Below are 16,046 nucleotides of genomic sequence, written 5' to 3'. Positions count from 1 at the left end.
GTCATACACTTTAAACGAGAATGCGATATTTTATACCTTTATTCAAAAAAAATATTTTATCCCATTCTCAGGGTGCAAAATATTAAGGTTATTTAATTTGAAAACCTTGTTCAGGAAATTTACCTTCTACACCTATATAGTGCTTTTTTAGTATCGCTAAATCTGAAGCTATATCACCTGAAGGTTGTAAAGGTTGCCCTAAACTGACAATTTTTTTACTAAAATCAAGTGCAACTGCAATTATGGGGACATTGGCAGTTAATGCAATATAATAAAATCCAGTTCTGAGCTCTTTTACTTTTTTTCTGGTTCCTTCTGGTGCCAATGCAAGTCTAAATACTTCTCTTTTTGAAAAAAGTGAAGCAATTGTTTCTACTTTATTTAAACCACCTGAACGATCCAAAGGTGCTCCTCCCATGTATCTGAAATAAAATCCAAAAGGAAAACGAAATAATTCCTTTTTTCCAACCCAATTGACTTCTTCGTTCATTACTCCTCGCGTAAAAAGCCCAATAAAAAAATCATGCCAACTAGTGTGAGGCATAACAATAAAAACACATTTTTTGATAGTATTATCAAAATTTCCAACCATTTTCCAACCCATTATTTTGAAAAATATCCATTGGTAAATTTGTTTCTTCATAAGTTTGATTTTTTATACAAAATAAATAATTTAAATCTTATTTTTGATAAAAACTCTAATTAATGTTAAAAAAACTATTAAGTTATCTTATTCCTATAAAAATACACAAAGTAAATTCTGCATTAAGCAAAACTATTGAGATTACTTGGGCAAATGGAGAACTAGTTTTAGACTCCCAAAACACTAACTATTCTTATGGAAGTTTGCAGCGCATTTTAAGAAAGGGATTAAATCATATTGGATTTCAAAAAATTGCCAAAATGGAACACATTCTTGTTCTGGGTGTTGCGGGTGGTAGTGTAATCAAAACTTTGGTAGACGAAATAAATTTTAAATCAAAAATTACTGGAGTCGAAATTGACCCTGATATTATTGCTATTGCTAATACTTACTTTAAACTTAATGAAATTGAAAATCTAGAAATTATTATTGATGATGCATTTGAATTTGTTTTAAAAACAAAAGATAAATATGATTTGATAATTATTGATATTTTTCAGGATACGACGATGCCAAATTTTTTGTTTGAAAAATATTTTGTTAATCGCATTTGCTATTTATTAAAGAGCAAAGGTATCGTGCTTTTTAATACAATGTGTTTGACAGCAGGTCATAATTTTAGAAATCAAAACTATATTAAAAATTTTAATGATTTTAACTTTAAAATTCATTCTATTCCGAGGATTGAAGAACATAATGAATTAATAATAATTGAAAAATTAGTCTAGAAAGCATTTTATTAATAGAATCAAAATTGTTTAAAAGATGTACTATTAGTAATTTAAATCTCATAATTTTCTATTATTCAAAGTTTTATATTTAATTTTTATTTATAATTAAATAATTGTTTGTACATTGTGTCAAAATAACACATTGTAATAATTTTTTAATTCATATTCCAAATGAGAAATAAATTCAAACCACTATTTATCTTAACCATTTATGTTATTGCTTCACTTTCATTTATTGATCCTCCAAAATATCGAGATCTGAATAAAAATGGCAAAATGGATCCTTATGAAAATATAAATCTTCCAATAGAAAAGCGAATCGACAATCTCATTTCCTTAATGAATATCGATGAAAAAGCAGGAATGATGTTCATCAATGGAACACTCATAAATACTGATGGAAGTATCGACAAACAAGATGGTGCAACGGGAATGGCAGCAAGAATTCCTTCGGCACGGGAGTTGATCGAAGATAAAAAAATGAATCATTTTAATTATTGGCAAGCCCCTGGTGTAAAAGAACTCGCTATGGGCTACAATGCGATTCAAAAAGTTGCTGAAGAATCCAGACTCGGAATTCCTGTAACCATTGCGTCTGATCCGCGTCATTATTTCAGCAATAATGTATTTGCAATGGAAGCCAATGGGTTTTCGCAATGGCCAGAACAATTGGGCTTTGCAGCCATAAATGATGCAGTTTTGACTCAAAAATTTGGGGATATTGCCCGCCAAGAATATTTGGCGGTTGGAATTCGAGAAGCATTGCATCCTATGGCAGATTTGGCAACAGAACCTCGCTGGCCTCGTGTAAGTGGCACTTTTGGAGAAGATGCCAATCTATCTGCAAGAATGATACAAGCTTATATTTTAGGGTTTCAAGGTGCTACATTGGGCAATACAAGTGTGGCCTGTATGACTAAACATTTCTCTGGTGGTGGCCCTCAAAAGGAAGGATTGGATCCCCATTTTCAATATCAAAAAGGGCAAGTCTATCCTGGGAAAAATTTCAATTATCATTTAATCCCGTTTGAAGCAGCATTCAAAGCAAAAACTGCTTGTATTATGCCTTATTATGGAGTGCCTATCGATCAAACATCTGAGAATGTTGGTTTCTCGTATAATAAAGACATTATAACCAAATTGCTTCGTGAAAAATATAAATTTGACGGGGTTGTTTGTACCGATTGGGGTTTAGTTTCCGATACTCACATGGGAGCTATCATTTGGCCAGCAAGAGCTTGGGGAGTTGAAAATTTAAGCGAAATTGAACGAGTTAAAAAAATAATTGATGCAGGTTGCGATCAATTTGGTGGTGAAAATTGCCCACAATATGTAATACAATTAGTCAAAGAAGGAAAAATAAAAGAATCCAGAATTGATCAATCCGTTCGAAGATTATTGCGTCAAAAATTCATTTTGGGCTTGTTTGATAATCCTTATATTGATGTAGAAAATGCAACCAAAATTGTAGGCCGTGCCGATTTTAAAAAATTAGGAGAAGATACTCAACGCCGTTCCATGACATTGTTAAAAAATGATATAAAATTACCCTTGGCAGTTTCTAGTAAATTAAAAATTTATGTAAAAAATATTAACCCAAAAATTGCTTCCCAGTACGGAATTATTGTTGATTTGCCAGAGCAGGCTGATATTGCTATTATTCGTTTGAATACGCCTTGGATTCCACTAAACACTGATAATCCGTTTGCAAAAGGATTTCATCATGGCGACCTAGATTTCAAAGGAAATGATTTGGAAGATATTTTAACACTTTGCAAAGCGGTTCCGACAATTGTAGATATTTATTTGGATCGTCCTGGTGTATTTCCAGAAATAAATGGTGCCGCCAAAGCTGTTTTTGCCAATTATGGTGCCAGTGACGCAGCGCTTATGGATGTTGTTTTTGGTATTGCCAAGCCTGAGGGCAAATTACCTTTTGAATTACCTTCGTCTATGGAAGCGGTAAAAAATCAAAAAGAAGATGTTCCTTATGACTCCAAAAATCCTTTATACCCTTTTGGGTTTGGATTGCATTATTAAATGAGTTACAAAATAGGTTTAACAAAAAATGCTCAATCACTTATGATTGAGCATTTTTTGTTTTTAGAATATACTGTTTTTTTATATTAAACAATAGTTGTTAATGACTGCATTTTTCACCCTTAATCGGGGGAAAAATATTTTAATTTTTCGTACCTTTCTAAAGTATTCAATTACAAATCTGATGAAAAATATTCTCAAAAAATTATTGTTGGGGAAAGCAACTAGAGGACCAAAATCTAAATTTAATCCTCTAGAAAAACGATTTCAAAACATTAAAGCAATTTGGAATAATGATCATGAAGATGATAATGGATTGGAAAAAATTGTTCGATTATTCCTTTCTTCTTCACAACTCCTTTTTCCTGGAATTTACATTAAATATTTAGCCAATAAAAAAGGGGTTGAATATGAAGATTTGGCTGTCGATTTTTATGTTTTACTCAAAGTTTGTTTTCCTCTTTTAATATTGTTCAACCATTGGCAAGTCTATCATTGGGTGATTGGTATCTTAATTTACGTTTTTTTGGAAACCGTTTTTTATATTCCAACACTCATTTTTGCTTCCGATATGTTTTCCAGACCTCGCTCTTATAAACGGTCTATGCTTTTACTATTCTTCAATTACTTAGAGATTTCATTTGCATTTGCTGTTTTGTATTCTTGTGGAAATTATTTGAATAAACCTTTTCATCATTGGTTTGATGCCATCTATTTTAGCATTATTACCTCTTCATCAATCGGATATGGTGATTATCATCCAGTCACAACTGTTGGAAAATTTCTGGTGACTACACAAGCTTTACTCTTTCTGTTTTTTGTTGTTCTTTTTCTTAATTTCTTTTCTTCCAAAATCAAAGCAAAAGGATATTTTGACCATGAAAATCAAGATTGATTTAAATCATTTTTCTCGCTTTTTCTAAATCTTCAGGAGTGTCAATTCCAATTCCGACATGAGTGGTTTCAACCATCTTGATTCGTTTTCCGAATTCGAGATAGCGCAATTGCTCCAGTTTTTCGGATGCTTCCAATGATTTCATCGGTAAGCTATAAAAATCCAATAAAGCTTGTTTTCTAAAAGCATAAATACCAATGTGTTGCATATAACGAACGCCTACATTAATTTCTCTTGGATAAGGAATAACCGAACGTGAAAAATACAAAGCAAATCCGTTTTGATCGACTACTACTTTTACATTATTTGGATTGTTAATTTCGTTTTCATCTTTTATTTCACGCATTAAAGAAGCCAAATCTACTTGTTTTGATTCATCATTTCTAAAAACTTCAATCACTTTTGCTAAGGGAGCTTTGTCTATAAATGGTTCGTCCCCTTGTACATTTACGACAATATCTACATCCAAATTCTCAACAGCTTCTGCAATTCGATCACTCCCAGATTCGTGTTCTTTGATGCTTCGAATGGCCTTTCCTCCGTTGGAAACAATTTCATCAAAAATCAAATCTGAATCGGTTACCACAAAAACATCATCAAACAATTGGGTGTTTATTGCTGCTTCATAGGTTCTAAGAATTACCGTTTTACCACCTAAATCCTGCATCAATTTTGCTGGAAATCGTGTAGATGCGTAACGGGCTGGAATAACTGCTATTATTTTCATTTTATTTATTCTTCTGTTTTTAATTTAGATTTTCAAATATATGTTTTTATAATCTAAAACTAATTTGAAATTTTCACCGAAGTCATACTTAATGAGCCAGCTACCAATTTGTCATTAAACAAACTCAATTCCTCTGATTTTCTTTTTAATCCCAACGTATAAATTAAAGGTAAATAATGTTCTGGTGTGGGAATCGACAATTGGAAAGCTTTGCTTTGTTTTTCGAAATCAATAAGCGGTTGAAAATTGCCATCGAGCAAATAGTCATTGATATCAGATCTAGCTTCAACTGCCCAATCGTAACCGTAATTATCCGTATTGATGTTTCTAAAATCAACCATTCTTAAATTATGAATGATATTTCCACTGCCTACGATCAGGATTCCTTTGGTTCGCAACGCACTTAATTTTTGCGCCAATTCAAAATGATATTGTCCTGATTTTGTGTAATCGATACTCATCTGAATTACAGGAATATCGGCATCAGGATATAAATGTTTAATTACACTCCAAGCTCCATGGTCTAGTCCCCAATGTTGGTCTAATTCAACTTCAGTAGGAAACAATAATTCTTGAGTAACTGTTGCTAATTCCGGACTCCCTTTGGCGGAATATTGCACCTCGAATAATTCCTGCGGAAATCCTCCAAAATCATGGATGGTTCTTGGCATTTCCATTGCTGTAACTTTGGTTCCGTTAGTAAACCAATGCGCCGAAATACACAAAATAGCATTGGGTTTGGGCAACGTTTTAGCCAAATTTCTAAAACCAGTCACAAACTGATTCTCTTCAATGGCATTCATTGGGCTTCCGTGTCCCAAGAATAAAACAGGCATTTTTTCAGTATTAGAAAAAGAGCCTGATATTTTATGTAAGTCGTTTAAATTATTCATGATAAAAAGCTTTTACAAAATCTCTTTTCGTTCAATTAAATCCCATAAATTTCCATATAAATCAGCAAATACAGCTACTTTCCCATAAGGTTGCTCTATTGGTTTTCTTATAATTGCTACTTTATTGTCTAATAAATTTTGATAATCTCTATCAAAATCATCTGTGTTTAGAAATAGGAAAACTCTCCCTCCAGTTTGATTTCCTACTCTACTTCTTTGCTCTTCATTGTCGGCTCTTGCTAAAAGCAAACTAAATCCAATTGTTTCCTTTGGTGCTATCAAAACCCAACGTTTGTCTTCACTCAGTTTAATATCTTCTATTAAGTCAAAATGTAATTTTTGAGTATAAAATGCAATGGCATCATCATAATCAGCAACTAGCAATGCAATATGAGCAATTTTTTGTTTCATTTTTAAACTGTTTATTCTGTAAAACTTTCATCTTTAAAACCTATCAAATATAACTTATTTTTGGCTCTTGTCATAGCGGTGTAGAGCCATCGAATATAATCTCTGTCGATTCCATTTGGCAAATACGGCTGCTCTATAAATACTGTATTCCACTGTCCTCCCTGCGATTTATGACAGGTAATGGCATATGAGAATTTGACTTGAAGCGCATTGAAATATTCGTTTTCTTTAACTTTTTGAAACTTTTTATACTTTGTCGTTTCGCTTTCATAATCTTTCATCACTTCCTGATACAAACGATTCGATTCCTCGAATGTTAAAGAAGGTGATTCACTTTTTATCGTATCCATCAAAAGCACGGTTTCAAAAGGTTTCTGATCGGGATAATCAATCATTCGGATTTTTACTTTTGCAAATTTAAAACCGTATAATTCTTTAATGCCAAACATTTCCAAAATCTCGATAATATCACCATTGGCAATAAATCCGGCTTCATCCGAATCCTTTAACCAAAAATAATTATTCTTCACCACCATCAGGAAATCACCTGTAGACAATTCACTTTCTTTATCAAGAATTTTGGTCCGAATCTGCTCATTGTATTGATTCGCCCTTTTATTCGAACGAACAATAAAAGCCGTGTCTTCAATACTAAAATTACTGTAAGCCGAATGAATGGCATCCTGAATATCGTATCCATCAACCAGTCGTACAATGTCTTTGAATTTTCGAACATTGAATTTGAATTCAGTTATAAAAGTGTCCTTTAATAATTCCCGTAATTCGGTTGCGTTGTGCAAAATTCCTGAATTTTCTTCCTGACGCATTACTTCGTCAAGTTCAATATGTTCAACCTCTTTGTTGTAATTTATGCTAAGCGTATGTATGTCCAAAGCCGGGCTTATGTCCAAATTCACCGGTGGCAATTGTGCCGTATCCCCCAACAGAATCATTTTGCAGTTGGTTCCTGAATACACATATGAAATCAAATCATCAAGCAGAGAACCGTTTTCATACAGTTTGGAATCCGAATTAGTGTCTGAAATCATCGAAGCTTCATCGACTATAAAAACAGTATTTTTATGTTTGTTTTGCTGCAAAGTAAACGAAACTCCTCCAGCCGAATTCTTCTTCGGAAAATAGATTTTTTTGTGAATCGTAAAAGCCGGTTTGTTTGAATAATTGGCTATCACTTTTGCCGCACGTCCAGTTGGGGCAAGCAAAACATACTTTTTATTAATCTCCAGTAAACTGTTTACAATTGTCGAAATAATAGTTGTTTTTCCAGTTCCTGCGTATCCTTTTAACACAAAAATCGTTTCATTGTGGGTATCCGTCAAAAAAATGGCTATTTTTTGAAAAAATATATCCTGATTGTAAGTCGGCTGAAAAGGAAATTTTTTCTGCAAATAGCTGTAAAAGATAGAGGAATTCATTGGGTACATTTAGTTTGCAAAGTAAAGTAAAAAAGGCGAAAAGATTATGAGTTTAGAAGTTTAGATTTAATAAACTAAGCATTAAACCTTCAAAGCGAATAACCATTCTACTCATCTAAACTAAAAAATAAAAATTGTAAGTTTGCAATGTTGAAAAAATTACTATGAATACGAACATAACCCAAAAGAAATATAAAAAACTCTCCATTCAAGTTTCTTTGACTGGGCTTTCTTTTTGTTGTTTTGACACGCTAAACAATACTATTACGTCTCTAAATGAAATTCAGTTTGACACTTTTCATAAAGCGACAAAAATTGAGGAATTATTCTCTGGCGCTTTTCGGGATTATCCGGAATTAAAAGATTCGTATGATGAAATTCAGGTAATTCACAACAACAACCTTTCTACTTTTGTTCCGACCGCCTTATTTGACGAGAATTTTTTGGGCAGTTATTTGCAATACAATACGAAGGTTTTTGAAACAGATTTTTTTGCATTTGATGAAATCACAAACTATCAGATGAATACCGTTTATATTCCTTATGTCAATATTAATAATTTTTTTATAGACCAATTTGGCTCTTTCGATTATAAACATGCCAATAGTATTCTGGTCTCAAAGCTTTTGGACGCATCCAAAAACAACGACTCGAAGAAAATGATCGTGCATTTTAATCCTGGACATTTTGAGATTATTGTTGTTCAAAACCAAAAATTACTTTTATTCAATTCATTCGAATACAAAACACCCGAAGATTTTATTTATTATTTGCTTTTTACCGCAGAACAAATGAATATGAATCCGGAAATTTTTAAATTAGAATTATTAGGCAGTATTTCTGAAGAAGATGCTTTTTATAAAATTGCTTATAATTATATTCGAAATATATCTTTTTTTGATACAACTGATTTGCAAAAAAATAATTCCTTTACTAAAGCTCAAAATCAGCAACATTTCATACTTTTTAACTCATGAGAATCATATCCGGAAAATACAAAGGAAGACGCATTTTTCCGCCAAAAGGGCTTCCCGTACGTCCAACCACAGACATGAGCAAAGAAGCTTTATTCAATGTACTGAATAATCATTTTAGTTTTGAAGGTCTGAAAATTTTGGATTTATTTGCGGGAACAGGAAATATCAGTTATGAATTTGCTTCACGCGGCTGTTCGCCAATTACGTCTGTAGATGCTGATTTTGGTTGTGTAAAATTTATTAAACAAGTGGCCACCGAATATGATTTTAATATTGCGGCAACCAAAAGTGATGTTTTTTCGTTTTTAGAAAAAAACAAAACCTCGTACGATATTATTTTTGCCGATCCTCCGTATGCATTAGACCAAAAAACTTTTGAGAAAATTGTACTATTGATTTTTGAGAAAGAATTACTCAACAAAGAAGGAATGATGGTGATTGAACATTCCAAATACACCAAACTCGATCACATGATTCATTTCTCTTTCCAGAAAAGTTATGGTGGTTCTATTTTTAGTTTCTTCGAATTGGAAGGAAATGAGGATGAAATAGATGATAAAACCAATACAAGAACTACCGAAGACGACGAAGATTAGCTTGTTGAACAACATAAAAAAAAACCAGAATCTTACATTATAAAGGTTCTGGTTTTTTCAAAGCTTTTGGTTTTTTTATTGTCCTTTTACCAAAGTAATAGTTAAATCCAGCTCCAAGAACTCCATTTGAATTAAATTCATAACCGCTGCTGTGCCCCAATTCATTGATTACTTTCCCCATATTCACACCATTATAATACAAAATAAGACATAATGAACTTGAAGTTTCACTAGACAAGAAAACATTAATCCCAATACCCAAACCCAGAGAATGTTGTATATCGGTTTGAGATTCATCGGTTACAACTGTATTATCGCTTTCGTTGTATTTGCTAAAACTTCCTTCAGCACTGATTTTAGATAATGTATATCTTGGTAAAATAACAACATAGTTTGTTCCATCATTCTTATTTCCAAGGCAAATTTTGGGACAAAAACTAAAATTCAACGCCGAAACAGATCTGATATATAATGAAGTTTCAACCAATTCGCTATTATATCTGGAAGCATCTTCAATACTTCCAAAATAATAACTGCATTCTGCCTCGGGCATAAAATATGGGGCTATTTTAAATTCAGCTCCAGCATTGACTCCAGCGTATTTAGATTTTTCAAAATCCCATTGAAGGTATAAAGAACCTCCAATAAAGGGTCTAATCAATTGTGCATTAATACCTAATGACATGGTGAATAATAGAATAACAAATATTTTTTTCATAATATCCTATTTTCCAATTACCCAACCCAAAGTAAAGTTTATAACTGGAGCGAATTGATTATTATCTTTTTCAAAATTATAGCCTACGCCTCCATTCAAACTCAGATTGAAATTGTGTTTGTAAGTTCTTTGGAATCCCCAGACTGGCGCGATTGTAAATGATGTATTCGAAGATGAAAAATCGGAATTTGTGTTAATTGATTTAAAATTATAAATCGCATTCAGAGCATAAAAATTACCAGAATTTCCACCTGTTCTCTTTCCCTTGCCCGCTCTTTTTTCTAAATTATAATAATGACGGAATTGTTCGTTGATTCTTGGATAAAATGCAAATGTAGAACCTTCAAAATCACTAAAGCCATAACCAAGTCCAAAACTGAACTCTGAATAAAGCGTATTTTTAGAACTGAAACCATGCTCATAAACCACGCCAGGTAAAAGTAAATTAATTTTAAATAAATTTTTCTCTACTGAAGAAATATCTTGAGCAAGAGTTGTCATTAACGGGATAAACAGTAAAGAAAAAGAAATCAATCTGGAGTATTTCATAAAAGGTTTTTTTCAAATATAATAGTATTTTTACAATACCAAAGAAAATTATATTCTTTTTTCTATAAAATAAAAACATAAAAAAGCATTGCCGTAAAATGACAATGCTTTTTTATATCAAAATTGATATCTCCTTATTTTACAATAAATCCAATATTCCAATTGTCCCAACTTAAAACAATATCGTTGGCATTAATCTTATATACCAACTTTTCTACTGTTTGGTCTGTACTTTGTTGTTTTACCGTAACACGAAGTTGATCTTCTTTTTCTTTATATTTATAGGCTCCCCATTGTTTGGCTTCTTTATTAAAAATGACAATACAATCTGTTTTACTCGGAATTATAAAGAACGAATATTTTCCTGCTGGCAACGTTTTACCTTCAATTATCAAGTCTTTATTGGTTTCAAAAGTTGTGGCTTCGTTTGCACCGGCACGCCATACTTCATTAAAAGGAACTAACTCTCCCCAAATTTTTCTACCTCTTACCGATGGGCTTCCGTAATCAATTTCGATGGTTGCACCATTTATTGTTCCGGTAACTTTTTCTGGTGGACTTTTTGGCTTATCTTGAGCGGTTACAGCAATCGTTGCGAAAACTGCGACAAGCAATAAAAATGTTTTCTTGAATAGTTTCATAGTTTTTGTCTTATTTATTAATGAATAAAGTTAGAATAACTCCTTCTAATTTATTTTAAATCGTATGTAAATTGTGAAATAATTAACAATTTCACAAATAAAATGCTTTCCTTTACTATAGGCTTCTTTTTGAGGAGTTATTTTATTATTTTTACCAGTAATACATTAGAATAATTCAAATATGAATACGATAGCGGAACAAATTGCTGCCTTTTTAAAAGAATACGCTCCTTTTGATAATTTAACTTTTCAAGAATTATCAGAAATAGCCACTAGTATTCGTGTTGTAAATCTAGAAAAAAACAAAATCTTATTTCAAATAAATGACAAGTTGCACGACAGCTTTTATGTAGTAGCTTCTGGTATGGTTAATTTATCTGTTATCGCAGATGCTGAAGAAACTTTGTTAAATAAATGTCACGTTGGAGATGTTTTTGGATTGCGTCCATTTTTTGCCAAAAACAACTACATGATGACGGCCAAGGCACGTGAAGAAAGTATCGTTTATGCAATTCCAATAGCAACTTTTAGACCTTTTGTTGCCAATAACCCAGATGTCTTAAATTTTCTTTTAGAAAGTTTTGCTACTAATACTTGGAATCCAAAAGACAAAGAAAATTTAAGTAGAAAACTAGCCTCAGATAATGTTTATTATTCTGATCAAAAATCTGAAATGCAGTATTTTCAGTCGCTAACATACAACAGATCTCCTCTTATAGCTACTATCACCGACATTGCAAAAGATGTTGCTTATCGAATGACAGAGAATCTTTCGACAAGCATTATTATTTGTCAAAACCATTTGCCTATTGGAATAGTAACTCATACCGATTTGTGTTCCAAAATTGCCACTGGTCAATTTCCGTTAACAATTACAATGGATGTCATTATGTCTTCGCCAGTAGTTACGGTTGTAGAAAACGTTTCATTGGCAGAAGCACAATTATTGATGCTCAAGAATAATGTAACTCACTTATGTGTAACCCTTGATGGAACTGATAAAACAGTTGTTAAAGGAGTCATTTCAGAACACGACTTAATTATTGCTCAAGCAAGTAATCCTGGCGTTTTAATAAAAGAAATAAAAAGAGCATCATCTGCGAAAGACTTAAAACAAATACGCGAACGACTATCTGAATTAATACAAAACTCCATTCATAAAAATATTCCGCTTTCTAATATCAATACTATTGCTAGCGAAATCAACTCAGCCATTTTAAAACGGGCCGTTGAATTGGCAATTTTAGATTTAGGTTCACCTCCTGCTCGTTTTGCCTGGCTAAGTATTGGTAGCCAAGGAAGAAAAGAACAATTATTGCTTACCGATCAAGATAGCATTTTAGTTTTTGAGGATGTTCTACCTGATAAATACAGAGATGTAAGGGATTATTTTTTGAAATTGGGAAAAAAGACAACCCAAACACTAGAGAAAACTGGATACGAATTATGCCCAAATGGCCATATGGGGAGTAATATGCTGTGGTGCAAATCTTTTACAGACTGGACAAAACAATATGACAGTTGGATGAATACTCCTGGCGAAAACAGTAATGATTTGAGTAGTATTTTCTTTGATTTGGAACTAGTTTTTGGCGAAAAGAAGATCTACGAAGCTTTAGAGAATCTAATTTTTAAAAATTTGGAAAATAACTCTTTGTTTTTTGATTTTCTTGGTAACGATGCATTGAAAAAAAGTTCTCCGCTTACCTTTTTTAGAAAATTTGTATTGGAGGAAGAAGGCCCTAATAAAGATAAATTTGATATAAAAACAAGAGCACTGATGCCTTTAATTGATGGTGCAAGATTATTTGCCTTGCAATTTAATATCAAAGAACAAAACAATACTTATCTACGATTTAAGCAATTGGCAATTGTAGATCCAAATAATTCTGATATTTATTTAAATTGTGCTGAAGCCTTTTTGACACTATCAAAATTTAGAGTTTTAGAAGGTCTAAAAAATGATAATTCTGGGCAATATATTAATTTGGATGAATTGTCAAAATTGGATAAAGAAAAATTAAAAAATGCTTTTACACCAATGAAAGATTTAGAAGAATTAATAAAAAGTCATTTTAAACTTACACAATTTTCATAATTATGCTTGATTGGTTAAAAAATATAAATAAAGAATATCCGGAATTTTGGAAAACGTATCTTTCAAAATTTGATAAAAAATCGAAAAGATTTGTCGTTTTTACCACAGAAACTTCGGGTTTGAACTCGAATAAGGATGTCATTTTATCAATTGGATCATTTGCAATAGTTGATAACAGTATTTTAATTGGTGATAATTTTGAAGCCGTCCTTTTGCAATATAAATATTTTCATGATAATGGTCTTTCCAATGAATTCATTTTAGAAAGTAAAATGAAAAAACTAAGCGAACTTGAAGCCATTCATGCCTTTATAGATTATATTGGCAATGCTGTATTAATTGGACATCATGTAGATTTTGATGTCGATATAATTAATGCTACACTAGAAAGATTGGATTGTGGCAAATTAAAAAATGAAGCGTTAGATATTGATGTAATGTATCGAAAATTGATGGATATTAATGATAAGCAATTTTCACTAGATGAATTATCCGATATTTTTAAATTACCTAAAACATTCAGAAATACACCTTCTGAAGATGCATATACAATAGCTTTGTTATTTTTGAAACTCAAATCAAGGCTTGGTATTAAGTAAAATCGTTCTTGCCTATAAAGAAATAATTCGTTTAAACTTTCCGTGATGTGTTATTGAAACTGGAATAATATGTTTCGTACCCAAATCAATTCTAAATGGAATACCATTTTCTTTTTTTATTTGATTAGTTAACTCTAAAGTTTTAACATCATCAAAGTTTCCTTTTTCATTTATTGCAACCGTATATAAATAATCATTTGTAATTTCGGTTTTTGTATAAAAAATAAAATCATTGATAGAAACTGTTCCGTAATTTTGATCAGTATAATGACATTCCATTCGTAATGGGAAAAAGCCTCTTATTCCCATTTGACGATTGTAAATTTTATAAGCTGCTTCTTTTCTTGTCCATAAATTCCAAACCAAAGTATCTGGAATAGTTGAACTCAAAATCAATTCTTGCTCATTTGAAGTGAAAATCTTATCCAAAAATCCTTTTCGTTTCCAATTGCTTGCTCTTTTAGCCAAATCTAAATCTACAATGTCATTTCCAATCATTTTTTTGATAATTCAGTCTCTATAATCTGCATAGCCGCTTTTACATTGACCATTTTTTCCATGGATTCATTATCAATTATAATATCATATTTCTCTTCAATATCCAAAATAACATCTACTAAATTGGCCGAATTTATTTTTAAATCATTTATAAAATCAGTGTCTTCAGTAAGTGCTTCAAAAGCATCTTGGTCTTGAATGTAGGGCTTAACAATATTTTTTAACTCTTCAATTGTTTCTGGTCTACTCATCTTTTTTGTTTAAAGTTTCTAAATTTAAGATTACTAAGATACTATCTTTTTATGTATTAAATTTTTTAAAAATAATACACCCATTTACATCTCCAAATCCGAAACTAGCTTTGGCAACGATATTTATATCTTTTTCAATTAACTGCCTAGGAATTCTGGATTCATCAGTTATGGATGTTATTTCTGGATGCAAATCCTCGCAATTTATATTTGGAAAAATAAATCCATGCTTTATTTGCAATACAGTTGCAACATTTTCAATACTTCCTGCAGCAGACAAACAGTGACCCACCATCGATTTTAAAGAATTGATATAAGGAAAATCGCTTCCTGATCTATTCAAAGCTGTACTCCAATTCAAAATTTCAAGACTATCTTTTGATGTTGCTGTTAGATGTCCATTTATTGCATCGATGTCTCGGGCAGTAATTCCAGCATTTGCAACAGCACTTTGAATACATTTTTGAACTGCCATCGGATTTGGAGCAGTCATTGTACCGAGTCCTCTTTGACCGCCAGAGTTTAGATTGCCTCCCAAAATTTCTGCATATATAGTAGCTCCACGTTCAAGAGCAGTTTCCAAATCTTCTACAACTAATGCCCCAGCTCCACTTGCTGGTACAAACCCTGAAGCTGAAGCTGACATAGGTCTTGATCCTTGTTCGGGTGAATTGTTATGTTTGAAAGTGCATACACGCATTGCATCAAAACCACCCCAAATATAAGGTCCAGAATCACTGGTACTCCCTGCTAATATTCGTTTTGCTTGTCCAGATATAATGCGGTCGTAAGCCATTAAAATACTTTCTGTTCCAGTGGTACATGCTGATGAATTGGTTGTAACCTGGTTACCTAAACCCAATTTTCCAGACAAATAAGCGCTAATTCCGCTATTCATTGTTTGAGCTACTGCCGTACTACCCAAATTTCTGACTTTAAAATCATCAATTTTATAAACACTTTCTCTAAACTTATCAATTCCAGATGTTCCAGATCCAAAAATTGTACCGCTATCCCAATCTGGTTCTTCATGCGTTGCTGCAGATAAACCCGCATCTTTCCATGCCTCCAAGCCTGCAATAACTCCATATAAAATGCCTGATGAATTAAAATTTTTCAATTCTAAATCTGTAAAATAGTGCAATGCCAATTCTTCTGAAACATCAGGTTTTCCAGCTATTTGACATGAAAATTTTAATCTCTCCAACTCTTCAAAATGTTTAATTCCCGAAATTCCATTCTTAATTGCAAAAGTAAACGCATCTAGCCCTACTCCATTTGGAGCAACTACACCAAGTCCTGTTATTACAACTCTTCTATTCATTTTCACTTCAAATTTTAAA

Annotated in this window: 18 protein-coding genes; 7 read left to right on the top strand and 11 right to left on the bottom strand. The window is 32.2% G+C overall.

Annotation, left to right across the window (positions count from 1 at the left end; translation table 11 throughout):
- Positions 1-88 precede the first annotated feature (88 nt).
- On the bottom strand, positions 89-643 hold the full coding sequence (locus OLM57_RS13340; protein WP_264564189.1) for a 1-acyl-sn-glycerol-3-phosphate acyltransferase: 555 nt from the start codon (positions 641-643) through the stop codon (positions 89-91).
- Positions 644-705: 62 nt separating this feature from the next.
- Between OLM57_RS13340 and OLM57_RS13335 the strand changes: the two genes are divergently transcribed.
- From OLM57_RS13335 to OLM57_RS13325, 3 genes are all read left to right on the top strand, one after another.
- Positions 706-1,371 carry a spermidine synthase gene (locus OLM57_RS13335; RefSeq protein WP_264564188.1) on the top strand — a complete coding sequence of 222 codons (666 nt, stop codon included), beginning with the start codon at positions 706-708 and terminating at the stop codon, positions 1,369-1,371.
- 174 nt (positions 1,372-1,545) lie between these two features.
- The gene (locus tag OLM57_RS13330) at positions 1,546-3,414 is read left to right on the top strand and encodes a glycoside hydrolase family 3 protein (RefSeq protein WP_264564187.1); all 1,869 of its coding nucleotides are present in this window, start codon (positions 1,546-1,548) and stop codon (positions 3,412-3,414) included.
- A 184-nt stretch (positions 3,415-3,598) separates the two neighbouring features.
- A complete protein-coding gene (locus OLM57_RS13325; protein WP_264564186.1) occupies positions 3,599-4,309 on the top strand; it encodes a potassium channel family protein in 711 nt (236 codons plus the stop codon).
- A gap of 1 nt (position 4,310) precedes the next feature.
- On the opposite strand, the gene kdsB is transcribed toward OLM57_RS13325, so the two are convergent.
- The 4 genes from kdsB to OLM57_RS13305 are packed head-to-tail and all read right to left on the bottom strand — an operon-like array spanning position 4,311 to position 7,776.
- Positions 4,311-5,036: a 3-deoxy-manno-octulosonate cytidylyltransferase gene (gene kdsB, locus OLM57_RS13320; RefSeq protein WP_264564185.1), complete on the bottom strand. Its 726-nt coding sequence runs from the start codon at positions 5,034-5,036 to the stop codon at positions 4,311-4,313.
- A gap of 59 nt (positions 5,037-5,095) precedes the next feature.
- A complete protein-coding gene (gene ygiD / locus OLM57_RS13315; protein WP_264564184.1) occupies positions 5,096-5,929 on the bottom strand; it encodes a 4,5-DOPA dioxygenase extradiol in 834 nt (277 codons plus the stop codon).
- Between the two features lie 12 nt (positions 5,930-5,941).
- The gene (locus OLM57_RS13310) at positions 5,942-6,340 is read right to left on the bottom strand and encodes a VOC family protein (protein WP_264564183.1); all 399 of its coding nucleotides are present in this window, start codon (positions 6,338-6,340) and stop codon (positions 5,942-5,944) included.
- A gap of 11 nt (positions 6,341-6,351) precedes the next feature.
- Positions 6,352-7,776 carry an ATP-dependent DNA helicase gene (locus tag OLM57_RS13305; protein WP_264564182.1) on the bottom strand — a complete coding sequence of 475 codons (1,425 nt, stop codon included), beginning with the start codon at positions 7,774-7,776 and terminating at the stop codon, positions 6,352-6,354.
- 164 nt (positions 7,777-7,940) lie between these two features.
- Between OLM57_RS13305 and OLM57_RS13300 the strand changes: the two genes are divergently transcribed.
- Both OLM57_RS13300 and OLM57_RS13295 read left to right on the top strand, forming a co-directional pair.
- Positions 7,941-8,753, top strand: coding sequence for a DUF3822 family protein (locus OLM57_RS13300; RefSeq protein ID WP_264564181.1), 813 nt, complete (start codon positions 7,941-7,943; stop codon positions 8,751-8,753).
- Complete coding sequence (locus OLM57_RS13295) at positions 8,750-9,349, top strand: RsmD family RNA methyltransferase (protein WP_264564180.1); 600 nt, start codon at positions 8,750-8,752, stop codon at positions 9,347-9,349. The genes OLM57_RS13300 and OLM57_RS13295 overlap by 4 nt, the downstream gene beginning before the upstream one ends.
- 37 nt (positions 9,350-9,386) lie before the next feature.
- On the opposite strand, the gene OLM57_RS13290 is transcribed toward OLM57_RS13295, so the two are convergent.
- The 3 genes from OLM57_RS13290 to OLM57_RS13280 form a co-directional block, all read right to left on the bottom strand.
- Positions 9,387-10,067: a hypothetical protein gene (locus tag OLM57_RS13290; RefSeq protein ID WP_264564179.1), complete on the bottom strand. Its 681-nt coding sequence runs from the start codon at positions 10,065-10,067 to the stop codon at positions 9,387-9,389.
- A gap of 6 nt (positions 10,068-10,073) precedes the next feature.
- On the bottom strand, positions 10,074-10,616 hold the full coding sequence (locus tag OLM57_RS13285) for a hypothetical protein (protein ID WP_264564178.1): 543 nt from the start codon (positions 10,614-10,616) through the stop codon (positions 10,074-10,076).
- 134 nt (positions 10,617-10,750) lie between these two features.
- Complete coding sequence (locus tag OLM57_RS13280; protein WP_264564177.1) at positions 10,751-11,257, bottom strand: DUF2911 domain-containing protein; 507 nt, start codon at positions 11,255-11,257, stop codon at positions 10,751-10,753.
- 181 nt (positions 11,258-11,438) lie between these two features.
- Here OLM57_RS13280 and OLM57_RS13275 point away from each other — a divergent pair, with 181 nt between their 5' ends.
- Positions 11,439-13,355 carry a DUF294 nucleotidyltransferase-like domain-containing protein gene (locus OLM57_RS13275; protein WP_264564176.1) on the top strand — a complete coding sequence of 639 codons (1,917 nt, stop codon included), beginning with the start codon at positions 11,439-11,441 and terminating at the stop codon, positions 13,353-13,355.
- A gap of 2 nt (positions 13,356-13,357) precedes the next feature.
- Complete coding sequence (locus OLM57_RS13270; RefSeq protein ID WP_264564175.1) at positions 13,358-13,954, top strand: PolC-type DNA polymerase III; 597 nt, start codon at positions 13,358-13,360, stop codon at positions 13,952-13,954.
- A gap of 12 nt (positions 13,955-13,966) precedes the next feature.
- Here the strand turns inward: OLM57_RS13270 and OLM57_RS13265 are convergent, their stop codons facing one another.
- From OLM57_RS13265 to OLM57_RS13255, 3 genes are read right to left on the bottom strand one after another with little or no spacing between them, the layout of a single operon-like run.
- Entirely contained in the window at positions 13,967-14,452 is a 486-nt protein-coding gene (locus OLM57_RS13265; RefSeq protein ID WP_264564174.1) for a 4'-phosphopantetheinyl transferase superfamily protein, read from the bottom strand.
- Positions 14,449-14,703 carry an acyl carrier protein gene (locus OLM57_RS13260; protein WP_264564173.1) on the bottom strand — a complete coding sequence of 85 codons (255 nt, stop codon included), beginning with the start codon at positions 14,701-14,703 and terminating at the stop codon, positions 14,449-14,451. The genes OLM57_RS13265 and OLM57_RS13260 overlap by 4 nt, the downstream gene beginning before the upstream one ends.
- 49 nt (positions 14,704-14,752) lie before the next feature.
- Positions 14,753-16,027 carry a beta-ketoacyl-[acyl-carrier-protein] synthase family protein gene (locus tag OLM57_RS13255; RefSeq protein ID WP_264564172.1) on the bottom strand — a complete coding sequence of 425 codons (1,275 nt, stop codon included), beginning with the start codon at positions 16,025-16,027 and terminating at the stop codon, positions 14,753-14,755.
- Positions 16,028-16,046 lie beyond the last annotated feature (19 nt).

Source organism: Flavobacterium sp. N3904 (assembly GCF_025947305.1).
Lineage (GTDB): Bacteria > Bacteroidota > Bacteroidia > Flavobacteriales > Flavobacteriaceae > Flavobacterium.
Note: the sequence above shows the minus strand (reverse complement) of the source record. Positions and strands in the feature narration are given on the sequence as shown.

What these genes read in the sequence shown, in the direction of transcription:
- OLM57_RS13275 (WP_264564176.1), top strand. Translation starts at nt 11,439, where the DNA reads ATGAATACGATAGCGGAACAAATTGCTGCCTTTTTAAAAGAATACGCT.
- OLM57_RS13310 (WP_264564183.1), bottom strand. Translation starts at nt 6,340, where the DNA reads ATGAAACAAAAAATTGCTCATATTGCATTGCTAGTTGCTGATTATGAT.
- OLM57_RS13270 (WP_264564175.1), top strand. Translation starts at nt 13,358, where the DNA reads ATGCTTGATTGGTTAAAAAATATAAATAAAGAATATCCGGAATTTTGG.
- OLM57_RS13285 (WP_264564178.1), bottom strand. Translation starts at nt 10,616, where the DNA reads ATGAAATACTCCAGATTGATTTCTTTTTCTTTACTGTTTATCCCGTTA.
- OLM57_RS13340 (WP_264564189.1), bottom strand. Translation starts at nt 643, where the DNA reads ATGAAGAAACAAATTTACCAATGGATATTTTTCAAAATAATGGGTTGG.
- OLM57_RS13260 (WP_264564173.1), bottom strand. Translation starts at nt 14,703, where the DNA reads ATGAGTAGACCAGAAACAATTGAAGAGTTAAAAAATATTGTTAAGCCC.
- ygiD (WP_264564184.1), bottom strand. Translation starts at nt 5,929, where the DNA reads ATGAATAATTTAAACGACTTACATAAAATATCAGGCTCTTTTTCTAAT.
- OLM57_RS13290 (WP_264564179.1), bottom strand. Translation starts at nt 10,067, where the DNA reads ATGAAAAAAATATTTGTTATTCTATTATTCACCATGTCATTAGGTATT.
- OLM57_RS13265 (WP_264564174.1), bottom strand. Translation starts at nt 14,452, where the DNA reads ATGATTGGAAATGACATTGTAGATTTAGATTTGGCTAAAAGAGCAAGC.
- OLM57_RS13330 (WP_264564187.1), top strand. Translation starts at nt 1,546, where the DNA reads ATGAGAAATAAATTCAAACCACTATTTATCTTAACCATTTATGTTATT.
- OLM57_RS13255 (WP_264564172.1), bottom strand. Translation starts at nt 16,027, where the DNA reads ATGAATAGAAGAGTTGTAATAACAGGACTTGGTGTAGTTGCTCCAAAT.
- OLM57_RS13280 (WP_264564177.1), bottom strand. Translation starts at nt 11,257, where the DNA reads ATGAAACTATTCAAGAAAACATTTTTATTGCTTGTCGCAGTTTTCGCA.
- OLM57_RS13300 (WP_264564181.1), top strand. Translation starts at nt 7,941, where the DNA reads ATGAATACGAACATAACCCAAAAGAAATATAAAAAACTCTCCATTCAA.
- kdsB (WP_264564185.1), bottom strand. Translation starts at nt 5,036, where the DNA reads ATGAAAATAATAGCAGTTATTCCAGCCCGTTACGCATCTACACGATTT.
- OLM57_RS13295 (WP_264564180.1), top strand. Translation starts at nt 8,750, where the DNA reads ATGAGAATCATATCCGGAAAATACAAAGGAAGACGCATTTTTCCGCCA.
- OLM57_RS13335 (WP_264564188.1), top strand. Translation starts at nt 706, where the DNA reads ATGTTAAAAAAACTATTAAGTTATCTTATTCCTATAAAAATACACAAA.
- OLM57_RS13325 (WP_264564186.1), top strand. Translation starts at nt 3,599, where the DNA reads ATGAAAAATATTCTCAAAAAATTATTGTTGGGGAAAGCAACTAGAGGA.
- OLM57_RS13305 (WP_264564182.1), bottom strand. Translation starts at nt 7,776, where the DNA reads ATGAATTCCTCTATCTTTTACAGCTATTTGCAGAAAAAATTTCCTTTT.